Below are 17,788 nucleotides of genomic sequence, written 5' to 3'. Positions count from 1 at the left end.
CACTTAAATAAGGAATATAAAAACATATCAAAAACTTAAAGAAATAACCACAGAAATACTCCAATATAGCAAAACAATTCTAACAAAAACAAAATCAAAGATTTAAAAGATAACCTAAAAATATATTGGCTTCTACAATAGAAAATGAAATAGAACAAAGAAAACAATGAAGATTAAAAAGTATTATTATGATTGTCTAAGTTAGCCAAGTATAGTTCCAAAATATTGTTATTTTTGCGATAGACTAGCAATAAATCAGGCTTAATGTGGCATTCTCTAAAACCGATATTTTCCTTTTAAAGCGTGGTCTTTGATTTAGTTTCTAATGTTTCATCATTGGCAAGTTTATTAACTACATATCCAAAAATATCTTGCTCTTTTGTGCTTAATTTTTCAAGTCGTTTTTTAACACGATTTGCTAACTTAATTTGATACTTCTTTTTTAAATCTTTCATCATTTCTTCAACGCTATTATAGGTGTAATATTCGCCATTTTCATACTCTCTTAGGCTTCATCTAGTTCAGGTCTTCTGCGTTCTTCTTTTACTTTTTTGGTGCTAAAAGCATTTTTTAGTTTTTCATTGAAAAATTTAAAAAGTTCATTGTTTTCTTTTGTTTGTAATGCAAGTTTTTCTGCTCTTTTTTCCACTCAAGAAAGAGCATTAATTAATTGTTTTGTGTAGTATTTTCATATTTAGAAAAATCATATATATTAGCTCCTTTTGTTTTTCAAATGATAGCTAAAATTTGTTTTTATTTATATTCAAAATGCAATTCCTTTGTAGTTTCTTTTAGCTTACAAGAGGCATATTTTTGAATTTCTTTATTGATTTGTTGTTTAAGTTCAGAGTTTTCTTTTTGTAATTTAGTAATAATTTCTTTATTTTTAAAAACTTCATCTTTGAGCTTTACAACTTCTTCTATATTTTCTGCTTCTTTTAAAAATTTTTGTCTCTGCCTCTCTTTTGATAATAATGTGCAAAAACCATCAGATACCTGCATAAGCTCTTTAGAAGGATTATTATAGCCAATCCCTAAAACCTCCATATCTTCTTCTTGGACAATTTTGATTGTTTTTGTGAAATCTTTATCATTACTTGCAATAATAACAGAATGGAGTTCTTTAGGTTTTTCTCTAATAAATCCTAGCACTTGTTTATGCAAAAATTCATCGCAATTTTCATCCATAAGAATAAGAATAGCACCAAAGAGTTTGATTTTTTCCTTACTCCAAGAACTTGCTACATTTGCAAAAATGAAAGTTTGAAGAATTTCGCCCTTGGTTTTTGCAAGATTTAGTATATCTTCATACAAATTATAAGGAATATTCTGTCCATCAATAAAAAGAGCAACCATAGCAGGAAACATAAAGAAGCCTAAAAGCTTATAAACTTTTTTTAGCTTCTTCCATTCTTTCTTTTTCAGAAATATTTTGTGCTAGATTATCCCATCTTAGCTTAGCACCGCCAAGAATATGAAAGTGAATATAAGGTATTTCTTGCCCTCCATCAATTCCTACATTGCTAATAAGACGATAACCGCTTTTATCTAGCCCAACTTCTTTAGCAACTTGTTGGATAAAACTTGTAAAACCTACCATTTCATCAGGACTTAAAGTCTGGAAATCCTTATAAAATTTTTTAGGAATTACCAAGATATGAACGGGAGCTTTAGGGGCGATATCATGAAAAGCCAAATAATCATTGTTTTCCAAAACTTTATTGCAAGGAAGTTCCCCTTTTATAATTTTTTCAAATACAGTCATAAGTTTCCTTTTTGTTTATATGGATAAAAATGAATTTTATCCTTAGATTTTACAATTATATTATATAAATTAAGTTTAGTAAATCTTTTTCTTATTATAATCACAAAGTTACTTTACAAAAATTAGGACATTACCAGTGAAAGAAATATTTACAAAAATAGAGGAAGCCTCAAGCCTTGCAAAGTTAGAGGAAATTAGAATCTCCCTTTTGGGCAAAAAGGGAACTCTAACTGCAAGCTTTAGTGCTTTAAGAGATTTAGAAGAAGACCAAAGAAAACAAAAAGCAAAAGAGCTAAATCTACTCAAATTAGAAATAGAAAAAGCTCTAGCTACTAAAAAAGAGGCTTTAAGCTTTTTAGAGCTTCAAGCAAAATTAGAACAAGAAAAGATTGATGTTAGTCTTTTTACACCCTCTAGCTTAAGAGGCTCTATCCACCCAGTAATGCTTATGATGGATAGAATTGTAGAGTATTTTACCTCTATGAATTTTGCATTAGAGATGGGACCTTTAGTAGAAGATGATTTTCACAATTTTGAGGCATTAAATCTACCCAAATACCATCCTGCAAGAGATATGCAAGATACCTTCTATTTCAAAGATGGAAAACTTTTACGCACACATACTTCACCTGTGCAAATTAGAACAATGGAATCTCAAAAACCACCTATCCGTATGATTTGCCCTGGAAGCGTTTTTAGATGCGATTATGACTTAACACACACCCCAATGTTTCACCAAGTAGAAGGTTTGGTTGTAGAAGAAGGAAACGATAGTGTGAGTTTTGCAAACTTAAAATTTATCTTAGAAGATTTTCTAAAATATATTTTTGGAGAGGTTAAAGTGCGTTTCCGCTCTAGCTTCTTCCCTTTCACCGAACCAAGTGCTGAAGTAGATATGAGCTGTATTTTTTGCGGTGGTAGCGGATGTAGAGTATGTTCGCATACAGGTTGGCTAGAAGTTCTAGGTTGTGGCTGTGTGGATAACAATGTCTTTAAAGCAGTAGGTTATGAAAATGTAAGTGGATACGCCTTTGGTATGGGGGTAGAAAGATTTGCAATGTTAGCTTATAGCGTGCCAGATTTACGGGCATTTTTTGAAAGTGATTTAAGAATTTTGGAGCAATTTAAATGAAATTTACACGCAGTATTATAGAAGAAATCATTCCATTACATAATATTACATCACAAGAAATTTGTAGCATTCTAAATAAAATAGGGTTAGAAGTTGAGTCCTTTAATGCTCTTGTAGCCCCTAAAAAAGTGGTTGTTGGAAAAATTCTTGAATGCAAAAAACATCCCGATGCTACAAAACTCAATATTTGTCAAGTAGCTATTGGTGGCAAAGAGGGCGAATATGAAATACGACAAATTGTATGTGGGGCAAAAAATGCAAAAGAAGGCTTGTTTGTTGCAGTAGCATTAGAGGGGGCAGTATTACCACAAGTTACAATTAAAAAAGCTACCTTGCGTGGAGTTGAAAGCTGTGGAATGCTTTGCTCTTCTAGCGAGCTAGGCTTTCCTTCAATTAATGATGGCATTATAGAGCTTGATGAAAGCATAGGGGAACTAATCATAGGTAAAGAACTTAGTGAGTATGCTAGCTTTAATGATGAAGTTTATGAGATTTCTATAACTCCAAATCGCGGTGATTGTATGAGTGTTTATGGAATTGCTAGAGAGCTTAGCGTAGCTTTTGAACTAGAACTTAATAGACCAAAACCTAAAGAAAGTGAAAATACACCAGGCATTGGAAGAGTGCTACAAGTAATTGCTCAAGATAAAAAAGAAAGTTCTCTTGCATATCTTGCATTAGAAAATGCTTCTGCAAATTTACCCTTAAAATTCCTATTATTGCTTGGCTTTAATGAAGTGCTTAGCGAAGGATATTTAAGCAATCTTAGTGCTTTATGTATGCTTTATACAGGTGTAATTTTAAATGCTTATCCACAAAGTTTTTGCCAAATCCGCGATAAAGCCGAGCAAGAACGCGTTGTGCTAACCATTAAAAAAGATGAAAAAGGCTTTGAAAGCGTTTATAATGGCAATACAAAACTATCCACTATCGGACTAGAAAGCAACACACAAGAACTCAATGGAAGCTGTGGCAAAGATTTTATTATCTTAGAAGCTAGCTATATTCCTCCTCATATCCTCGCCCAAAGAGTTTTAGAAACAAAAGCCAAAACGAATCCTAAAATCTTCCAACGCACTTCTCGCGGAAGCAATCCAGATTTAAAACTAGGCTTTGACTTTCTAAGTGAAAAAGTAATAGACAATGCAAATTCTCTTGTTTATGCTGATTGGCATGACTTGATAGAATTACCGCAAACAAATCCTATCACTGTTGATATTCTAAAAGCTTCTAAAGTCATTGGATTAAAACTAGAACGCTCACAAGTTGCCACACTTTTAAAACGCTTAGAATTCAAAATAGAAATCCCAGCAGATGAAACGCTTCTTGTTGCAACGCCACCTTTTTTTAGACACGATATTACAAATTATCAAGATGTAATTGAAGAAATTATCCGCTTTATTGGTATTGATAATGTGCCTAATGCTCCACTTAGTTTTATACAGGGCAATAAACTCAATAAAGCACACAATCTATATTTCAAAAAAAGAGAATATGCCAAAAAAGCTATTGGTGCAGGATTTAACGAAGTTATTCATTTCATCTTTGGTAGCAAAGAAAAATTTCAAAAATATGGCTTTAGCACATTAAAAGAAGAATTAGAACTCTTAAATCCGATCACTAATGATTTAAATACCTTACGCCCTACAATGATTGTTGGACTTATGGAGGCAGCATTGCGTAACCACAATAATGGCTTTAATGCGGTTTCTTTAATGGAAATTGGCTCTGTATATGATGAAAATCGCAATGAAAGTGTAAAAATTGCATTTTTACAAAGTGGTTTCCTCAAAGAAGAAAGATATCCCAATGCAAAAGGAATTAAAGGAGAGTTTTACACTTTTGCCGATAGAGTTTCGCGCGTAATTGGAGATTTTAGGCTAGAAGAAAATACTTCTTGCAATAAAGATTTTTTCCACTTAGGACAATGTGCAAAAGTTCTAAGAGAAGATAAAGAGGTAGGTATTATTTCTAAACTTCACCCAAAAACATCACAAGAATTAGGGTTAGAAGATGTTTTTGTGTGTGAAATTACACTAGATAAATTAAGTTATAAAAATCTAGAAGTTAAAATGCACTCAAAATACCAAAAAACAATTAGAGATTTAAGTATCCTATTAGATAAAAATATCCCATATTATAAACTACAACAGGCTATTTTATCTCTTAAAATTGAAGAAATTGTAGGAAGCTATCCGCTTGATGTATATAAAGAAGAAAGTCTGGGCGATAAAATTAGTTTAACCATTCGTTTAGAGTTACAATCTAGCCACAAAACCCTGGAAGAAAAGGATATTGTAGAAATTACCAATAAAGTGCTAGAGTGCTTAAAACAAGACTTTAAAGCAGAGCTAAGATGACAATTACTATCCAACCTGCTACCCATTTTCGGTTAGATACAAATTCTATTGCGGCAGATAAATCCATTTCTCATAGATGTGCTATTTTTTCTTTGCTCTGCAAAGATTCTTCTTTCGTGGAAAATTATCTTTTAGGTGAAGATACACTAAATTCTTTAAAAATAGCCAAACAACTTGGACTTAGCATTAAAGAACACACAAAAGGCATAGAACTAATCCCGCCAAAAGACGGCATACAAGAGCCTAAAGGCATTTTAGAATGTGGCAATGCAGGAACAGCCATTAGGCTTTATATGGGACTTTTAAGCACACAAAAGGGACTTTTTGTATTGAGTGGAGATGAATATTTAAATGTGCGTCCTATGGGAAGAGTAGCTAAGCCATTAAGCAGTATAGGGGCACAAATTTATGGAAGAGATGAGGGAAAATATGCTCCCATTGTAATTGTAGGCAATCCTTATCTTGAAAATTTCACTTTCAAAAGCGAAATTCCAAGCGCACAAGTAAAATCTGCACTCATCCTAGCAGCTCTCTTTTCCAAAGGAGAATGCTATTATTATGAAAACGAACTTAGCCGTAACCATTCTGAAAAAATGCTTTGTGGTATGGGAGCAGACATTCAAAGCGACATTCAAAAAGAAGCAGTAAAAATCAAAATCACTCCTTTAAAAGAAAAATTAAAAGGCTTGGAAATCAAAATACCAAGCGATCCATCTAGTGCTTTTTTCTTTGCAGTTGCGATTGCTATTATGCCAAATTCTAGCGGGATATTGAGAAATGTTTTATTAAATCCTACAAGAATAGAAGCCTTTAAAATGCTAGAAAAAATGGGTGTGCAGATAGAATATAAAATCACACAAAGTGCTTATGAAGATATTGGCGATATTTATCTAAAAGCCCCTAACACACTCCAAAGTATAGAAGTGAGTGAAAGAATTTCATGGCTTATTGATGAGCTTCCAGCACTTGCTATTGCTATGGCTTGTGCTAAAGGAGAAAGCCTTGTTAAAAACGCAAAAGAACTAAGAGTAAAAGAATGTGATCGCATTTATGCAGTAGTAGAAAATCTAAAAGCTTGCGGGATTGAAGCAAAAGAGTTTGAAGATGGTTTTAGCATTGTAGGTGGAGAATTTAAAAAAGCAGAAATTTCAAGCTTTGGCGATCATAGAATTGCTATGAGCTTTGCTATTGCAGGGTTAAAAAGTGGAATTACCATAAAAGAGGCAGAATATATCAATATTTCATTTCCTAATTTTTTAAATATTTTAAAAGAAATTACCACACTAGAAGAGAAAAATTAAAAAATAATGAGGTAAATATGGAAGTAAAATTAGCAAAAAATTATGGTTTTTGTTTTGGTGTAAGACGCGCAATCAAACTTGCTGAAAGCAAACCAAATAGCATTACTTTAGGGCCACTTATCCACAATGCAAAAGAAATTGAACGCTTAAAAGAGAATTTTAATGTAGTGGTAAATGAAAATATTCAAGAAGTAAAACCTAACCAAGAAGTTATTATAAGAACACATGGGATTACCAAAAACGACTTAGAAGAGCTAAAGAAAAAAACAAACAATATCACAGATGCTACTTGCCCTTTTGTAACCAAACCTCAAGAAATTTGCGAAAGAATGAGTAAAGAGGGTTATCAAATCATCATCTTTGGAGATGTGAAACATCCTGAAGTTAAGGGGGTAATGAGCTATTGCCAAAATGAACCTGTAGTAATTGATAAATTAGAAGCCCTAAAAGACATAAAAATCTCTGATAAAGTTGCACTCATTTCGCAAACCACTAAAAATGTAGAAATATTTTTAAAAATTGCAGATTTTTTAATCCCACAATGCTCAGAATGTCGCGTTTTTAACACCATTTGTAATGCCACATTTGACAATCAAGATTCAGCTAGAAGCTTGGCTAAAGAAGTGGATGTAATGGTAATCGTGGGCGGAAAAAACTCTGCAAACACTAAACAACTTTATAATATCTCTAAAGAATTTTGTCAAGATTGCTATTTGATTGAAGAGGCACAAGAACTACAAGAAACTTGGTTTATAGGAAAACAAATTTGCGGTGTAAGTGCAGGTGCTTCTACTCCTAATTGGATTATTGATAAAGTTGTAGAACGCTTAAAAAGCTTTAAATAAATGGCACAAAAATTCCCATTATTCTTATAAAATAATTATTATTAGTTTATAAAATTTATTATTTTTTAGTAAAGTATGGTAGAATAAAATGTATTTTTAAACAAAGGAAAAAAGATGAACAAATTCTTAAAAATTTCAGCGATTGTTGCGATGCTTAGCCTACCAGCACTAGCCACTCCCTATGCACTAGACAATGCAAATTCAAAGGTAGATTTCAAAGTATCTCACTTAAAACTTACCAATGTAGATGGTAAATTTACTAAATTTAGTGCAGTGATTGATTATGATGAAAGTAAAAAGGTTTTAAATACATTTGAAGGCAATGTAGAAATTGCTTCTGTAGATACTGCAAGCACACAAAGAGATAACCACTTAAGAGCACCTGATATTTTTAATGCAGAGAAATATCCTGCGATGACTTTTAAAATGACAAAGATGGAAGCAGGAAAGATTTATGGAAATCTTACCATTAAAGACAAAACAAAAGAAGTAGTATTTAGTGGAACTCCAAAACTAGAGGGTAAGATTTTAAAAATCAATGCTACCACAAAAATCAAAAGATCTGATTTTGGTGTGGTTTGGGAATCTAGTCTAAAAGATAGCCTTGTAGGAGATGAAGTAGAAATTCTTCTCTCTCTTAGTGCAAACGCACAATAAAGCTCTTTTGGAGCTTTTATCCTTTTTCTTCCTTGAATACTAAAAATTTTATTTTGGTATCCATACAACTTTTCAAAAACCAATAAAACTTTAAAAAGTTTGCTATTCTATTAAAAAATTGATGATATTTTCAAACTTTATAATTTTAATATTTATCCCCCATAAAATCCGAATAAAAGTATTGTTATTTATTGCCCCATACTTTAAATCTCACTTGCATTCCACCCACCAAAAATTCCAAAGACAAAACAAAAACCTCTTAAAGTAAATTTTGTGCTTTATGCCATTTTAATTTTTATCAAGAAAATCAATCTTTTTTTACTAAGGCCTCACTAATCTTAGCAACTCTAGGGATTACAATATATGCCACCACAAAGGCAGCAACCCAAGCTTTTGGGAAGCTATGTATTAGCCATTGCGAGAAGAAATCACTACTAAATCCAAGATTTAAATAAGTGATAATCCCAGACATCATAAAGCTCATTGTTAAACTCATTAGTGTCGTAAAAATAAGACGATAAAACTTCTTAGGAAACATCAAAAAATCCTAAAATCTATAACCCACACCTGCTAAGCCAATATGGTATCGCTCATCAAAAAATCCAATATCATCGCCATAATTTCCATAAAGATAGCTTGCAAAAACATAAAAATTATTAAAACCAAAAATATCCTCTCTAGTGAGTGTAAAATCTAATTTCACAACATCGGTTTCTCTCTTTCTATCAAAGATAATATTTTTATCATCATAGTTTCTTTTGCCATATTCAAACCCTGCTTTAGCAAAAGTTTTTTCATCAAAGATTTTTGAACTAGCTTTTAGCTTGACACCATAGCTATCATAGCTTTCAGCACCACCTTTAGCATTTTTAAAATCATAAAATACCCCAATACTATATCCTTGATAACCATAGCCTATTTCAAATTCATGGATATAACCATCACGCTTCAAACTCTCCGCTAAATCTTCTTTATCATAATCATCTTTTGCAAAAGTATAATTTCCATAAATTTTATTATTCTCATCTAACTTAAAAGTATGTCCAATTCTCCCACCAATTTGATAACGATCTACAATCTCTCTATCCACATTAAGCTGGTAAGGATTTGCATAAGCTTCTTCTCCAAAAGCACTCACAAGTGCAATTTCACTAGTATGCGCTCCATAATTAAACGCATATCCTGCACTAAGTCCGCTAATATCGCGTCCATTATAGTTTTTCAAAAAAACTTTATCTTCCCCTCTAATTCCTTTATAATACAAATCAAGCCCAACAAGCAAAGCCCCATCATTGCTTGAATGCTTATCATTGTAGCTTCCTATTTTTCTTGCATCATTTGCTGGATTAATGTTGCTCTTTAAGCTTCTTATACCACCACCAAGGCTAATGCTACCACCAAATCCATCATGTTCAAACTCACTAGCATTGATGCTTACCAAAAAAGCACTTGCCACAAGGGAACCTATAATCATTTTATTCAACATAAAAACTCCTAAATTTAAATAGTAATTAAAAATTTTAAAAAGCGAATTGTAGTCTTGCAAGCTTTAAAAGAAATTAAACTTTATTTTTAACAATGTTTTTGGTAGAATACGCACAATACAACTAAGAATAAGGCTTACAAATAGCCTTAAAATAAGGTAAATTACTTATGGAAACTTCTATTTTATCTGATATTGAGTCTTTACCGCCCCTTCCAAGAGTTATCGCACAGCTTCAAGAACTCTGCTCTAGAAGCGATGCATCTTTAAAAGAAGTCGTAAAAGTTATAGAGCAAGATCCTTTTTTGGTAGCAAACATTATAAAAAGTGCTAATTCCCCATTATATGGGCATACCAAACAAATTAAAACATTAAGTTTTGCTGTAAGTTTATTTGGAATTAATTCCATTAAAGGCATTGCTATTGCAAGTGCAGTAAAATCAAGCTTTGTGCCAAACTTATCCCCTTATGGATTAGACACCCATCATTTTTACCACACAGCAGAAGCAAGAAGTGCTTTTTTATACCAATGGCTTTGCAACGACAAAAGATTAGAAATCTTAATCCCTTGTGCTCTTTTAATGCATATTGGCAGTGTAGTAATTGCTGATTATCTCATCAAAAACCACAAAGACAAAGAATTTTACAAAAAAATTTCCAAAACAGATTTCAAACAAAATCAAGCAATAGAAAAAGAAATGCTAGGCGTTGATTGTTTTATAGTCTGTGGGGAACTGCTTAAACAATGGAATTTTGAAGATAAAATGATTGAAATTATTAGTGCAATCAATGATAAAGATGTCCCAAAGGACTTAGAAGCCTTTGTCTATCCTTTGCGTGTAGTCAATGCTTTAATCACGCCTTATTATTTTTTTACTCAAGAACAAATAGATGAAGTTAGCAAAATTATTGTGGAGAAAAATTTAGACTTAGAAGCTTTTAAGAATGTTTTAGAACAAAGCAAAGAGCAACTAGAGCAACAAAAACCAAATACCAATGAATGAAATTATTAATCTTCTTTTAGAAGGAATCTCTAAAGATTACAAATTAGCTACCACCATGCAAGAGCAACTAGAACGGCTCTTAAAAGAAGGTATTGCTATTTTAGAAAATGGCTTTTATCATTTAGCACCAAGATTTGGAGTTGCTAAAATCTATCTTAGCAAAAAAGGACGCGGTATTGCAAAGTTCCAAATTCCTTTTGGCAAAAAAGAATTATATTTACCCGATAAGCTAAGTCTTAATCATGCCAAAAATGGTGATATAGCCTTAGTAAAGAGTTTTAGAAAATCTCCCAATATGGGAAGAGTGATCTATATCTTACAAAAAAATAAAAGAAGTGTGCTTTGTGTGCTAGAGCAATATGGACTTGAATTTTTAGGAATAGGCTTACAAAATGAAGTTGCTTACAAACTTAAAGCCTCTAGTAAATCTCTCCGCGCACTCCCTAAAGATGTCGTGCTAAAAATCAATCCTGATAATGGAGAGATTTTAGAAGTTTTAGGCAGATTGCAAGATCCAAATATTGATGAAACAATCTCTTTAGCTCTTTATGGAAAAAATGAAAAATTTTCTTTTAATGCAGAATTAGAAGCAAAAAAATTTGGCGATAAGCTAAGATTAAAAAACTATGAAGAGAGAGTAAATCTCTCTCATCTTCCCTTTTGTGTGATTGATCCAAAAGATGCTAAAGATCATGATGATGCTATCTTCTATGATACATTAAACTCCACACTTTATGTGGCAATAGCAGATGTTAGCCACTATGTTACTCCAAATTCCTATTTAGATCAAGAGGCACAAAAAAGAGGTTTTAGCATTTATTTTCCACACAAATCTATTCCCATGCTCCCAAGAAGCCTTAGTGAAAACCTCTGTTCTTTAAAAGAAAACCATCTCCGTCTTGCAATGGTTTGGAAAATCCGCCTCCATAGACGCACCAAAGCAGTTTTAGAAGCAGAAATATTTGAAGCAATTATTAAAGTAAAGCAGAAGCTTACTTATGATGAAGTGGATGAACTTTTTGAAAAAGGGATAAGCAAAATCATAAAACCTACCTCCCAAAAAATGCTTAAAGATCTAAAGGATGTAATCTTAAAACTAAGAGAAAAGCGTTTAAAAGTTGGATATGACTTTTTAAACCATGAATATAGACTTTTATTAAACACACATCAAAAAATCAGTGGCATTTTACAAGAAAAGCAAACCCTATCACATAATTTAATAGAAGAATGTATGCTTTTAGCAAATATCCAAAGTGCGCTCTTATTGTCTAAAAAAAATACAAAAAATGATAAAGATTTAAAACTTGGCATTTATAGAATTCACCCAAAACCACGCCTAGACAATATTAAAGAGTTATTTTATGAATTGCAACTTTTAGGCTTAGTCAAAAATCACAAAATCCCTAAAAACTTGGAAGAGTTCCACAAAAACATTCAAGAAGTGCAAAAAAAAGCAAAACGCTTAAAAATACAAGAACAAGTAGATAAACTTATTATAAAATCTATGAGTCAAGCTTCTTATGCTGCTCATAATGTAGGACATTTTGGTCTTGGTTTTACAGAATATAGCCACTTTACATCACCTATTCGCAGATATAGCGATTTAATATTACACAGACTAATCAAAGAAAAAATCAAAATTGTAGAAGATTATGGAAGCAAAGGAGCATTGTTGCTCTTATGTGAAAATCTTAACCATTTAGAACAAGAAGCAAGCAAGGTGGAGCTTGATTTTAAAGATAGAAAATTTGCACGCTATTTAAACGAACACATTGGCACAACCTATGAGGGAATTATTACAAATGAAAATACTCCACAGCTAATTACTCTCACAAACTATCCTGTTGTAGGTGCTAGAGTTACTTGTCTAAAAGGCGAAGGCGTCAAATACCAAAAGGCAAGAGTAGAGATTTTAGAAGTAAATATTGCCACAACTAGAGTTTATGGACGCATTGTAGAACTCTTCAATGAAGAAGCAATGGGACTTAAAAACAAACAATATGCTCAAAATTATTTCAAAGAAAAAAAAGAGCGTTTAGCAAAGAAAAAAGAGGCAAGAGCACAAAATGAAGCCAATAGAATAAAAAAATCCAAACAAAAAGCATTACAGGCACAAAAAGCCCCCAAAAGAAAAGCAAAAAGAAAGCGTCAAAAAGCAAACAAAAAAGCAATGGAAACCAAAAAGAGCTAGCACAAAAGGAAAAGGTTAATGTATAAAAAAGAACTAGATACAAAACTTAAAAACAATTCTTTAATAAGAGCCATTTTTCTTTATGGACAAGAAAGTTTTTTACCGGGATTTTATGGACAAAAAATCGCAAACACTCTCTTAGAAAAAGGGGTGCAAAAAAATATTTTTTATTTTGGGGAATATGATTATGAAAATGCACTCTCTTGTTTTACACAAGGCTCACTTTTTGGTGATGAAAATCTAGTATGGATAAAATGCGACAAAAAAATTCCCAAAAAACAGTTAGATAGCTTAATTGAAAGCATTTTAAAAGCACAAAGTGGATATTTGATTGTAGAGTTTTATCAAGCAGAAAATAAAACCCAAGCAGAATATGCACAAGATTGCAGAGCAATGGCAGGTAGCTTTAAAGGAAAAGATGTCTATGAAGCGCGTTTTTTCTTACCAAGCCCCTATGAAGCTTTGGAGATTTTAAGGGAATTTGCCCATAAATTTTCCATTCAAATTACTGATTTTTTATTACGAAAAATTTTAGAAGAACAAAACAACTCTTTAGCACTAACAATCGCAGAACTTCAAAAATACAGCATATTTGAAGGCGAAATAGATTCTAATTTAGTGCAAAATTTAGGCTATGGGCTAGGAAGCATAGATTATGAAGAAATTTTAGATGCTCTTGTTTTTAAAAAACCTTTTTTAAAAACTTTGAAAGGCTTTTTAGAACAAGGCTATGAAGAGATTTCACTACTCAATGATATGCAAAAATATTTTTTCACACATTTTTTATTTTTCTCACACATTAAGCTTTATGGCAATGCAACTTCAGAAGAAGTTCTAGGCTATAAACTTCCACCAGCACTTTTAGAAAAGCGTAAAAAAATAGCCATTATGATAAAACAAGATCAATATGAAAAAATTCTATATACACTAAATGCAAGGCGTGAAGAAGCTATTAAAGGTATCAATAAAGATAATGGGCTTTTAAATACTTTAATAAAATTAGAAGAAATTTTACGCTAAAATACTAGCTTACAATTATTTTGTAAAATTAATTCCTTGCTCTTTACTTAAATAGAAAGGGCAAAATTCCAAAAGGAGATTTTATGCGTTTTTATGAGACTATGTTTGTAATCAAACCTACTCTTACACAAGAAGAAATCGTGCAAAAAATTGATTTTTATAAAAGTGCGATTTTAAACAATGGCGGACAAATTAGTGCCACTTTAGATATGGGTATGAGAAATCTTGCTTATGAAATCAAAAAAAATAAGCGTGGGTATTATTTTGTAATCTATTTCAAAGCAGAACCTAAACTTGTTTTAGAGCTAGAGCGTTTGTATCGCATTAACGAAGATGTTTTACGCTTTATTGTAATCAAATACGACAGCAAAAAAGAGCAAAAAGCTTGGGAAGTTCTAGTAGATAGAGCAATCCACAACAAAAAAGGTGCTCCTTTAAAAGAAGTTGAAACTGAAAGCAAAAAAGAAGAAAAGGCTGAAGAAGCCCAATAATTTAAGGATTTTTAGATGTTTAATAAAGTCATTTTGGCAGGAAATCTAACAAGAGATGTAGAGTTGCGTTATCTTCCTAGTGGTTCTGCACTTGCTAAAATTGGTTTAGCAATCAATCGTCGCTATAAAAAGCAAGATGGCACACCCGCCGAAGAAGTGTGCTACATTGATGTAAATCTATTTGGTAGAACTGCTGAAGTGGCAAACCAATATCTAAAAAAAGGTTCGCAAGTTCTTATTGAGGGAAGATTGGTTTTAGAAAGTTGGGTGGATAACACAGGACAAAAAAGAAGTCGCCACAGCATTACAGCAGAAAGTATGCAAATGCTAGGCGGACGCCAAAGTCAAAGCCAAGAAAACTATGGAGGCACTTACAATGGCGGTGGTTATAACGAATATGAGCAAGAATATAGCACACCTTCTTATAACACACAAGTCCAAACAGCTCCAACAATGGCAAAAAAAGCACCGCCTAAAGAACCGGTGATTCCTGAAATTGATATTAATGATGATGAAATACCATTCTAAAAGGATAAACAATGGCAGAGAAAAAAAGATATTCAAAAAGATATTGCAGATACACAGAAGCAAAAATTGATTTTATTGATTATAAAGATGTAGATATGCTAAAGCATTCTTTATCAGAAAGATACAAGATTATGCCACGCCGCTTGACAGGAAATTCTAAAAAATGGCAAGAGCGTGTAGAAGTAGCGATTAAGCGTGCTAGACATATGGCACTTATTCCTTATATCGTGGATAGAAAAAAAGTGGTTGAAAACCCTTTTAAAATCTAATTTCTTCCCTCTTTATGAGGGAATTAACTTTTTAAAAAGGTTTTATTAGAATTAAATTTTTTTAATTTGTTAAGGAGTTTTATGCCTCGTTTGGTTGTATTATTTTCGGTTACTGTTTTTACAAGCCTTATTGTCGCTTCTAATTATTTGGTGCAATTTACAATTAATGATTTTTTAACTTATGGTGCATTAACCTACCCTTTTACCTTTTTATTAGCCGATATTTTAGCGGAGCGTTATAGCAAAAAAGAAGTTTTAAAAGTTGTCCGTTTAGGAATTTTATGTGCTTTTATCCCTTCTATGTTTTTAGCAGAATTCAGAGTGGCCCTTGCTAGTGTTATGGCTTTTTTTCTCTCACAACAAGTAGATGTCTATGCCTTTTATTATCTAAAGTCAAAATTCCCACGCTTATGGTGGCTAAGAAGTGCAGGAAGCACAGCTACTTCACAGCTTGTGGATACTTTAATCTTCTTCCATGTTGCATTTTTGTTTGTAATGCCATGGCAAAGTATTGTTATGATTATTTTAGGAGATTATTTAATCAAACTCATTTTAGCATTCTTAAATACTCCTTGGTTTTGGCTTTTTGCTATCAGACTTAGAGGGGCTTTTGGCTTCTTACGCTAAAAAGGTTATCCATGAAAAGAAAAGTTGTATTTTTTGATAGAGATGGGGTAGTGAATTTAGAAGATGCACCTTATGGCTTCAAAATAGAAACTTTCTTTTTTGCACCAGGTTTTATGGAGCTCTTTTTAGAGCTTAAAAAACAAGATGCTCTTTGCTTTTTGGTTACCAACCAATCAGGTATCCATAGAGGCTTATTCACCAAAGAAGATCTTTTGAAACTGCATAGTTTTTTACAAAATGCCATTAATTCTATGCTCACTATACCTCTTAGGGAAAGTGGTTTTATACCAAAAAATATAGGATTTGATGGTATTTATTATTGTCCGCACACCAAAGAAGAAAATTGTCTTTGTAGAAAACCACATAGTAAAATGCTAAAAGATGCTTGCCAAGATTTTAACTTAAATTTAAGCGATTATGAAAGCTATATCCTAGGAGATAAAGATACAGATATGCAAGCAGGGAAAGATATAGGCGTGCAAAATAGAATATATATAGGAGAGGGAGAAGCACCCAACTCTACACATAAAATCAAAACCATCCAAGAAGCTTTAAAAATCATTAATTAATCCACAAAATCAACTAGGAAGCTTTATTGGCCTCCTTTATCTATAAAAACATTTTTGCATTATTTTTGCTTACAAAATATTTATTTATTATTATATTTTATATTAATTATATGTAGATATTATTTATTTTTGTAAAGATAATACAAAATAATAAAAAATATTTTATTAAAATTTAAAAGAGTTATTTATAAAATCCCACACACAAAACAAAATAATTTATTTTATTTTTTTATATAATTAATATGTAAAATTAATTTATATCAAAAATAAATATTACATTCATAGTCTAGCTTATTTGTTTCAAAAGGGGTATTTATAAAGGCTTTTTCACATCTATTTAAAAAAATCAGCATTAGCAAAATCACAGCTTTATCACTCTCTAATCAAATGCTAATGGAAAACGCAATGAGACATCATAGAAGCCATTTACCCCCAAACTCCTCTAAAAATCTATCTAAAAAAGTAAATATTCTAAATAATGGGGGGGGGGGGCATTCTAGCTCTTTATTAACTCTTCTTTGTTACTTTAGATGCTTTAGAGAGTATTTTCTTGCCAATGCAAGACTCTTTATCATCACAAAACAATGTAATTATTGTAGCAATCTATTATCTTCTATTATTATTGTAAGAGTTCCTAGAACTCAAAATAATCTTAGATTTATCCTTAAAGGTATTTCTTGTTATTGTAAGTGTAAAGAAGCAATCTATAAAAGAACAACCAATAGCCTTAACTTAAATGATTTCTTTAAACTTTCACAACTTACTAATATAACTCTTATAATAACATTCTTGTATTTCTTTAAACTACCATACAATCTTTTAATATTTATCTCTTTAATAAAAACAAATAACTCTACTCTTAAATCTAAACCTTTTAATCAATCTAGTATTAGTATTCATTCTAAAACTCTCAATGATTTTATATCTTTCAATTATTTTAAATCTATCCCTATAACAATCTATAAACTAACAACTCTTAAATCTAAACTTTTTAATAAACTCTTTAACACATTAATCAATACTAAACATTCTCTTTCTTTTAAATTAAAAACTCTTTTATACATTCTATTTCTTATAAAAGACTCTATTAGAGGATTCTTTTCCCCATTTATGAATCCTCTACTAGATTCTTTTAATCTTTTAAAAAGAATCCAAACAAAAACATTAATGTTTTAAAACAAAAAGGAGAAAGAATAATGAAACAAGAACTTAAAAAGAAACTAGGAAGTATAAAGAGTAAAGAGATAATTTCTCATACTCATACTCTTATTCATTCTAAAAGAAATCATTCTTTTAGAAAAACTCTTAGTATTAGTATAGTTGCTTCTATACTTTTATCTAATCAATTAGTATTAGCTAAAGATATTACTTTACCAAGTGGTGGAAAGTTTACAAATGGAAGTAGTGGAAGTATTAGTAGTTGTGCTGGAAAAAGTAATTGTATGAACATTAGCGGTAATAATAAAAACAATGTAATTGCTTGGGGTGGAGGATTTAATATAGGTAAAGGCTATGAAGTTCATTTTGAAAAAGGAAAGAATGGAGG

At 31.6% G+C, this 17,788-nt stretch carries 20 protein-coding genes and 1 pseudogene; 14 read left to right on the top strand and 7 right to left on the bottom strand.

Annotated elements, in window-relative coordinates; translation table 11 throughout:
• Nucleotides 1-173: 173 nt before the first annotated feature.
• The 5 genes from B6S12_RS11415 to B6S12_RS01650 all read right to left on the bottom strand — a co-directional run bounded on the left by B6S12_RS11415 (nucleotide 174) and on the right by B6S12_RS01650 (nucleotide 1,765).
• A complete protein-coding gene (locus tag B6S12_RS11415) occupies nucleotides 174-287 on the bottom strand; it encodes a type II toxin-antitoxin system YafQ family toxin (protein WP_281267876.1) in 114 nt (37 codons plus the stop codon).
• 9 nt (nucleotides 288-296) lie between these two features.
• A complete protein-coding gene (locus tag B6S12_RS11410) occupies nucleotides 297-458 on the bottom strand; it encodes a hypothetical protein (RefSeq protein ID WP_245892468.1) in 162 nt (53 codons plus the stop codon).
• A 47-nt stretch (nucleotides 459-505) separates the two neighbouring features.
• Nucleotides 506-649 (bottom strand): hypothetical protein, encoded by a 144-nt coding sequence (locus B6S12_RS11405; RefSeq protein ID WP_245892467.1) that lies wholly within the window; start codon nucleotides 647-649, stop codon nucleotides 506-508.
• A gap of 104 nt (nucleotides 650-753) precedes the next feature.
• Nucleotides 754-1,368 carry an NYN domain-containing protein gene (locus tag B6S12_RS01655; RefSeq protein ID WP_111229093.1) on the bottom strand — a complete coding sequence of 205 codons (615 nt, stop codon included), beginning with the start codon at nucleotides 1,366-1,368 and terminating at the stop codon, nucleotides 754-756.
• A 16-nt stretch (nucleotides 1,369-1,384) separates the two neighbouring features.
• On the bottom strand, nucleotides 1,385-1,765 hold the full coding sequence (locus tag B6S12_RS01650) for a histidine triad nucleotide-binding protein (RefSeq protein WP_111229092.1): 381 nt from the start codon (nucleotides 1,763-1,765) through the stop codon (nucleotides 1,385-1,387).
• 136 nt (nucleotides 1,766-1,901) lie between these two features.
• Here B6S12_RS01650 and pheS point away from each other — a divergent pair, with 136 nt between their 5' ends.
• The 5 genes from pheS (at nucleotide 1,902) to B6S12_RS01625 (ending at nucleotide 8,060) form a co-directional block, all read left to right on the top strand.
• Nucleotides 1,902-2,897, top strand: a complete 996-nt coding sequence (pheS, locus tag B6S12_RS01645; protein WP_111229091.1) for a phenylalanine--tRNA ligase subunit alpha — start codon at nucleotides 1,902-1,904, stop codon at nucleotides 2,895-2,897.
• A complete protein-coding gene (pheT, locus tag B6S12_RS01640; RefSeq protein ID WP_111229090.1) occupies nucleotides 2,894-5,257 on the top strand; it encodes a phenylalanine--tRNA ligase subunit beta in 2,364 nt (787 codons plus the stop codon). The genes pheS and pheT overlap by 4 nt, the downstream gene beginning before the upstream one ends.
• Complete coding sequence (gene aroA, locus B6S12_RS01635) at nucleotides 5,254-6,558, top strand: 3-phosphoshikimate 1-carboxyvinyltransferase (protein ID WP_111229089.1); 1,305 nt, start codon at nucleotides 5,254-5,256, stop codon at nucleotides 6,556-6,558. The genes pheT and aroA overlap by 4 nt, the downstream gene beginning before the upstream one ends.
• Before the next feature lie 17 nt (nucleotides 6,559-6,575).
• A complete protein-coding gene (locus B6S12_RS01630) occupies nucleotides 6,576-7,403 on the top strand; it encodes a 4-hydroxy-3-methylbut-2-enyl diphosphate reductase (protein ID WP_111229088.1) in 828 nt (275 codons plus the stop codon).
• A gap of 114 nt (nucleotides 7,404-7,517) precedes the next feature.
• Nucleotides 7,518-8,060 carry a YceI family protein gene (locus tag B6S12_RS01625; RefSeq protein WP_111229087.1) on the top strand — a complete coding sequence of 181 codons (543 nt, stop codon included), beginning with the start codon at nucleotides 7,518-7,520 and terminating at the stop codon, nucleotides 8,058-8,060.
• Nucleotides 8,061-8,367: 307 nt separating this feature from the next.
• Here B6S12_RS01625 and B6S12_RS01620 read toward each other — a convergent pair whose 3' ends face one another.
• Nucleotides 8,368-8,598, bottom strand: coding sequence for a DUF2798 domain-containing protein (locus B6S12_RS01620; RefSeq protein WP_111229086.1), 231 nt, complete (start codon nucleotides 8,596-8,598; stop codon nucleotides 8,368-8,370).
• A gap of 9 nt (nucleotides 8,599-8,607) precedes the next feature.
• On the bottom strand, nucleotides 8,608-9,546 hold the full coding sequence (locus B6S12_RS01615) for a DUF2860 family protein (protein ID WP_111229085.1): 939 nt from the start codon (nucleotides 9,544-9,546) through the stop codon (nucleotides 8,608-8,610).
• A 167-nt stretch (nucleotides 9,547-9,713) separates the two neighbouring features.
• On the opposite strand from B6S12_RS01615, the gene B6S12_RS01610 reads away from it, so the two are divergent.
• From B6S12_RS01610 to B6S12_RS01565, 9 genes and pseudogenes are all read left to right on the top strand, one after another.
• Nucleotides 9,714-10,547 (top strand): HDOD domain-containing protein, encoded by an 834-nt coding sequence (locus B6S12_RS01610; RefSeq protein WP_111229084.1) that lies wholly within the window; start codon nucleotides 9,714-9,716, stop codon nucleotides 10,545-10,547.
• Entirely contained in the window at nucleotides 10,540-12,738 is a 2,199-nt protein-coding gene (locus B6S12_RS01605) for an RNB domain-containing ribonuclease (protein ID WP_111229083.1), read from the top strand. Before B6S12_RS01610 ends, B6S12_RS01605 begins: the two co-directional genes overlap by 8 nt.
• 18 nt (nucleotides 12,739-12,756) lie before the next feature.
• Nucleotides 12,757-13,758 carry a DNA polymerase III subunit delta gene (locus B6S12_RS01600; protein ID WP_111229082.1) on the top strand — a complete coding sequence of 334 codons (1,002 nt, stop codon included), beginning with the start codon at nucleotides 12,757-12,759 and terminating at the stop codon, nucleotides 13,756-13,758.
• A gap of 83 nt (nucleotides 13,759-13,841) precedes the next feature.
• On the top strand, nucleotides 13,842-14,249 hold the full coding sequence (gene rpsF, locus B6S12_RS01595) for a 30S ribosomal protein S6 (RefSeq protein ID WP_111229081.1): 408 nt from the start codon (nucleotides 13,842-13,844) through the stop codon (nucleotides 14,247-14,249).
• A gap of 15 nt (nucleotides 14,250-14,264) precedes the next feature.
• Nucleotides 14,265-14,777, top strand: a complete 513-nt coding sequence (locus B6S12_RS01590; RefSeq protein WP_111229080.1) for a single-stranded DNA-binding protein — start codon at nucleotides 14,265-14,267, stop codon at nucleotides 14,775-14,777.
• An 11-nt stretch (nucleotides 14,778-14,788) separates the two neighbouring features.
• Complete coding sequence (gene rpsR, locus B6S12_RS01585) at nucleotides 14,789-15,046, top strand: 30S ribosomal protein S18 (protein ID WP_111229079.1); 258 nt, start codon at nucleotides 14,789-14,791, stop codon at nucleotides 15,044-15,046.
• Between the two features lie 81 nt (nucleotides 15,047-15,127).
• Entirely contained in the window at nucleotides 15,128-15,673 is a 546-nt protein-coding gene (locus tag B6S12_RS01580) for a queuosine precursor transporter (RefSeq protein ID WP_111229078.1), read from the top strand.
• A gap of 11 nt (nucleotides 15,674-15,684) precedes the next feature.
• A complete protein-coding gene (locus B6S12_RS01575; protein WP_111229077.1) occupies nucleotides 15,685-16,242 on the top strand; it encodes a D-glycero-alpha-D-manno-heptose-1,7-bisphosphate 7-phosphatase in 558 nt (185 codons plus the stop codon).
• 1,196 nt (nucleotides 16,243-17,438) lie between these two features.
• Nucleotides 17,439-17,788 (top strand): annotated as a pseudogene (locus B6S12_RS01565) (hypothetical protein); the annotation flags it as partial.

The sequence above is a fragment of the Helicobacter valdiviensis genome (assembly GCF_003245365.1).
GTDB classification, from domain to species: domain Bacteria; phylum Campylobacterota; class Campylobacteria; order Campylobacterales; family Helicobacteraceae; genus Helicobacter_D; species Helicobacter_D valdiviensis.
This window is presented reverse-complemented; position numbering and strand designations above follow the sequence as displayed.

What these genes read in the sequence shown, in the direction of transcription:
- B6S12_RS01630 (WP_111229088.1), top strand. Translation starts at nt 6,576, where the DNA reads ATGGAAGTAAAATTAGCAAAAAATTATGGTTTTTGTTTTGGTGTAAGA.
- B6S12_RS01600 (WP_111229082.1), top strand. Translation starts at nt 12,757, where the DNA reads ATGTATAAAAAAGAACTAGATACAAAACTTAAAAACAATTCTTTAATA.
- B6S12_RS01575 (WP_111229077.1), top strand. Translation starts at nt 15,685, where the DNA reads ATGAAAAGAAAAGTTGTATTTTTTGATAGAGATGGGGTAGTGAATTTA.
- B6S12_RS11410 (WP_245892468.1), bottom strand. Translation starts at nt 458, where the DNA reads ATGATGAAAGATTTAAAAAAGAAGTATCAAATTAAGTTAGCAAATCGT.
- B6S12_RS01625 (WP_111229087.1), top strand. Translation starts at nt 7,518, where the DNA reads ATGAACAAATTCTTAAAAATTTCAGCGATTGTTGCGATGCTTAGCCTA.
- rpsF (WP_111229081.1), top strand. Translation starts at nt 13,842, where the DNA reads ATGCGTTTTTATGAGACTATGTTTGTAATCAAACCTACTCTTACACAA.
- B6S12_RS01580 (WP_111229078.1), top strand. Translation starts at nt 15,128, where the DNA reads ATGCCTCGTTTGGTTGTATTATTTTCGGTTACTGTTTTTACAAGCCTT.
- aroA (WP_111229089.1), top strand. Translation starts at nt 5,254, where the DNA reads ATGACAATTACTATCCAACCTGCTACCCATTTTCGGTTAGATACAAAT.
- B6S12_RS01655 (WP_111229093.1), bottom strand. Translation starts at nt 1,368, where the DNA reads ATGTTTCCTGCTATGGTTGCTCTTTTTATTGATGGACAGAATATTCCT.
- B6S12_RS01650 (WP_111229092.1), bottom strand. Translation starts at nt 1,765, where the DNA reads ATGACTGTATTTGAAAAAATTATAAAAGGGGAACTTCCTTGCAATAAA.
- B6S12_RS01610 (WP_111229084.1), top strand. Translation starts at nt 9,714, where the DNA reads ATGGAAACTTCTATTTTATCTGATATTGAGTCTTTACCGCCCCTTCCA.
- B6S12_RS01605 (WP_111229083.1), top strand. Translation starts at nt 10,540, where the DNA reads ATGAATGAAATTATTAATCTTCTTTTAGAAGGAATCTCTAAAGATTAC.
- pheT (WP_111229090.1), top strand. Translation starts at nt 2,894, where the DNA reads ATGAAATTTACACGCAGTATTATAGAAGAAATCATTCCATTACATAAT.
- B6S12_RS01590 (WP_111229080.1), top strand. Translation starts at nt 14,265, where the DNA reads ATGTTTAATAAAGTCATTTTGGCAGGAAATCTAACAAGAGATGTAGAG.
- B6S12_RS01615 (WP_111229085.1), bottom strand. Translation starts at nt 9,546, where the DNA reads ATGTTGAATAAAATGATTATAGGTTCCCTTGTGGCAAGTGCTTTTTTG.
- rpsR (WP_111229079.1), top strand. Translation starts at nt 14,789, where the DNA reads ATGGCAGAGAAAAAAAGATATTCAAAAAGATATTGCAGATACACAGAA.
- B6S12_RS01620 (WP_111229086.1), bottom strand. Translation starts at nt 8,598, where the DNA reads ATGTTTCCTAAGAAGTTTTATCGTCTTATTTTTACGACACTAATGAGT.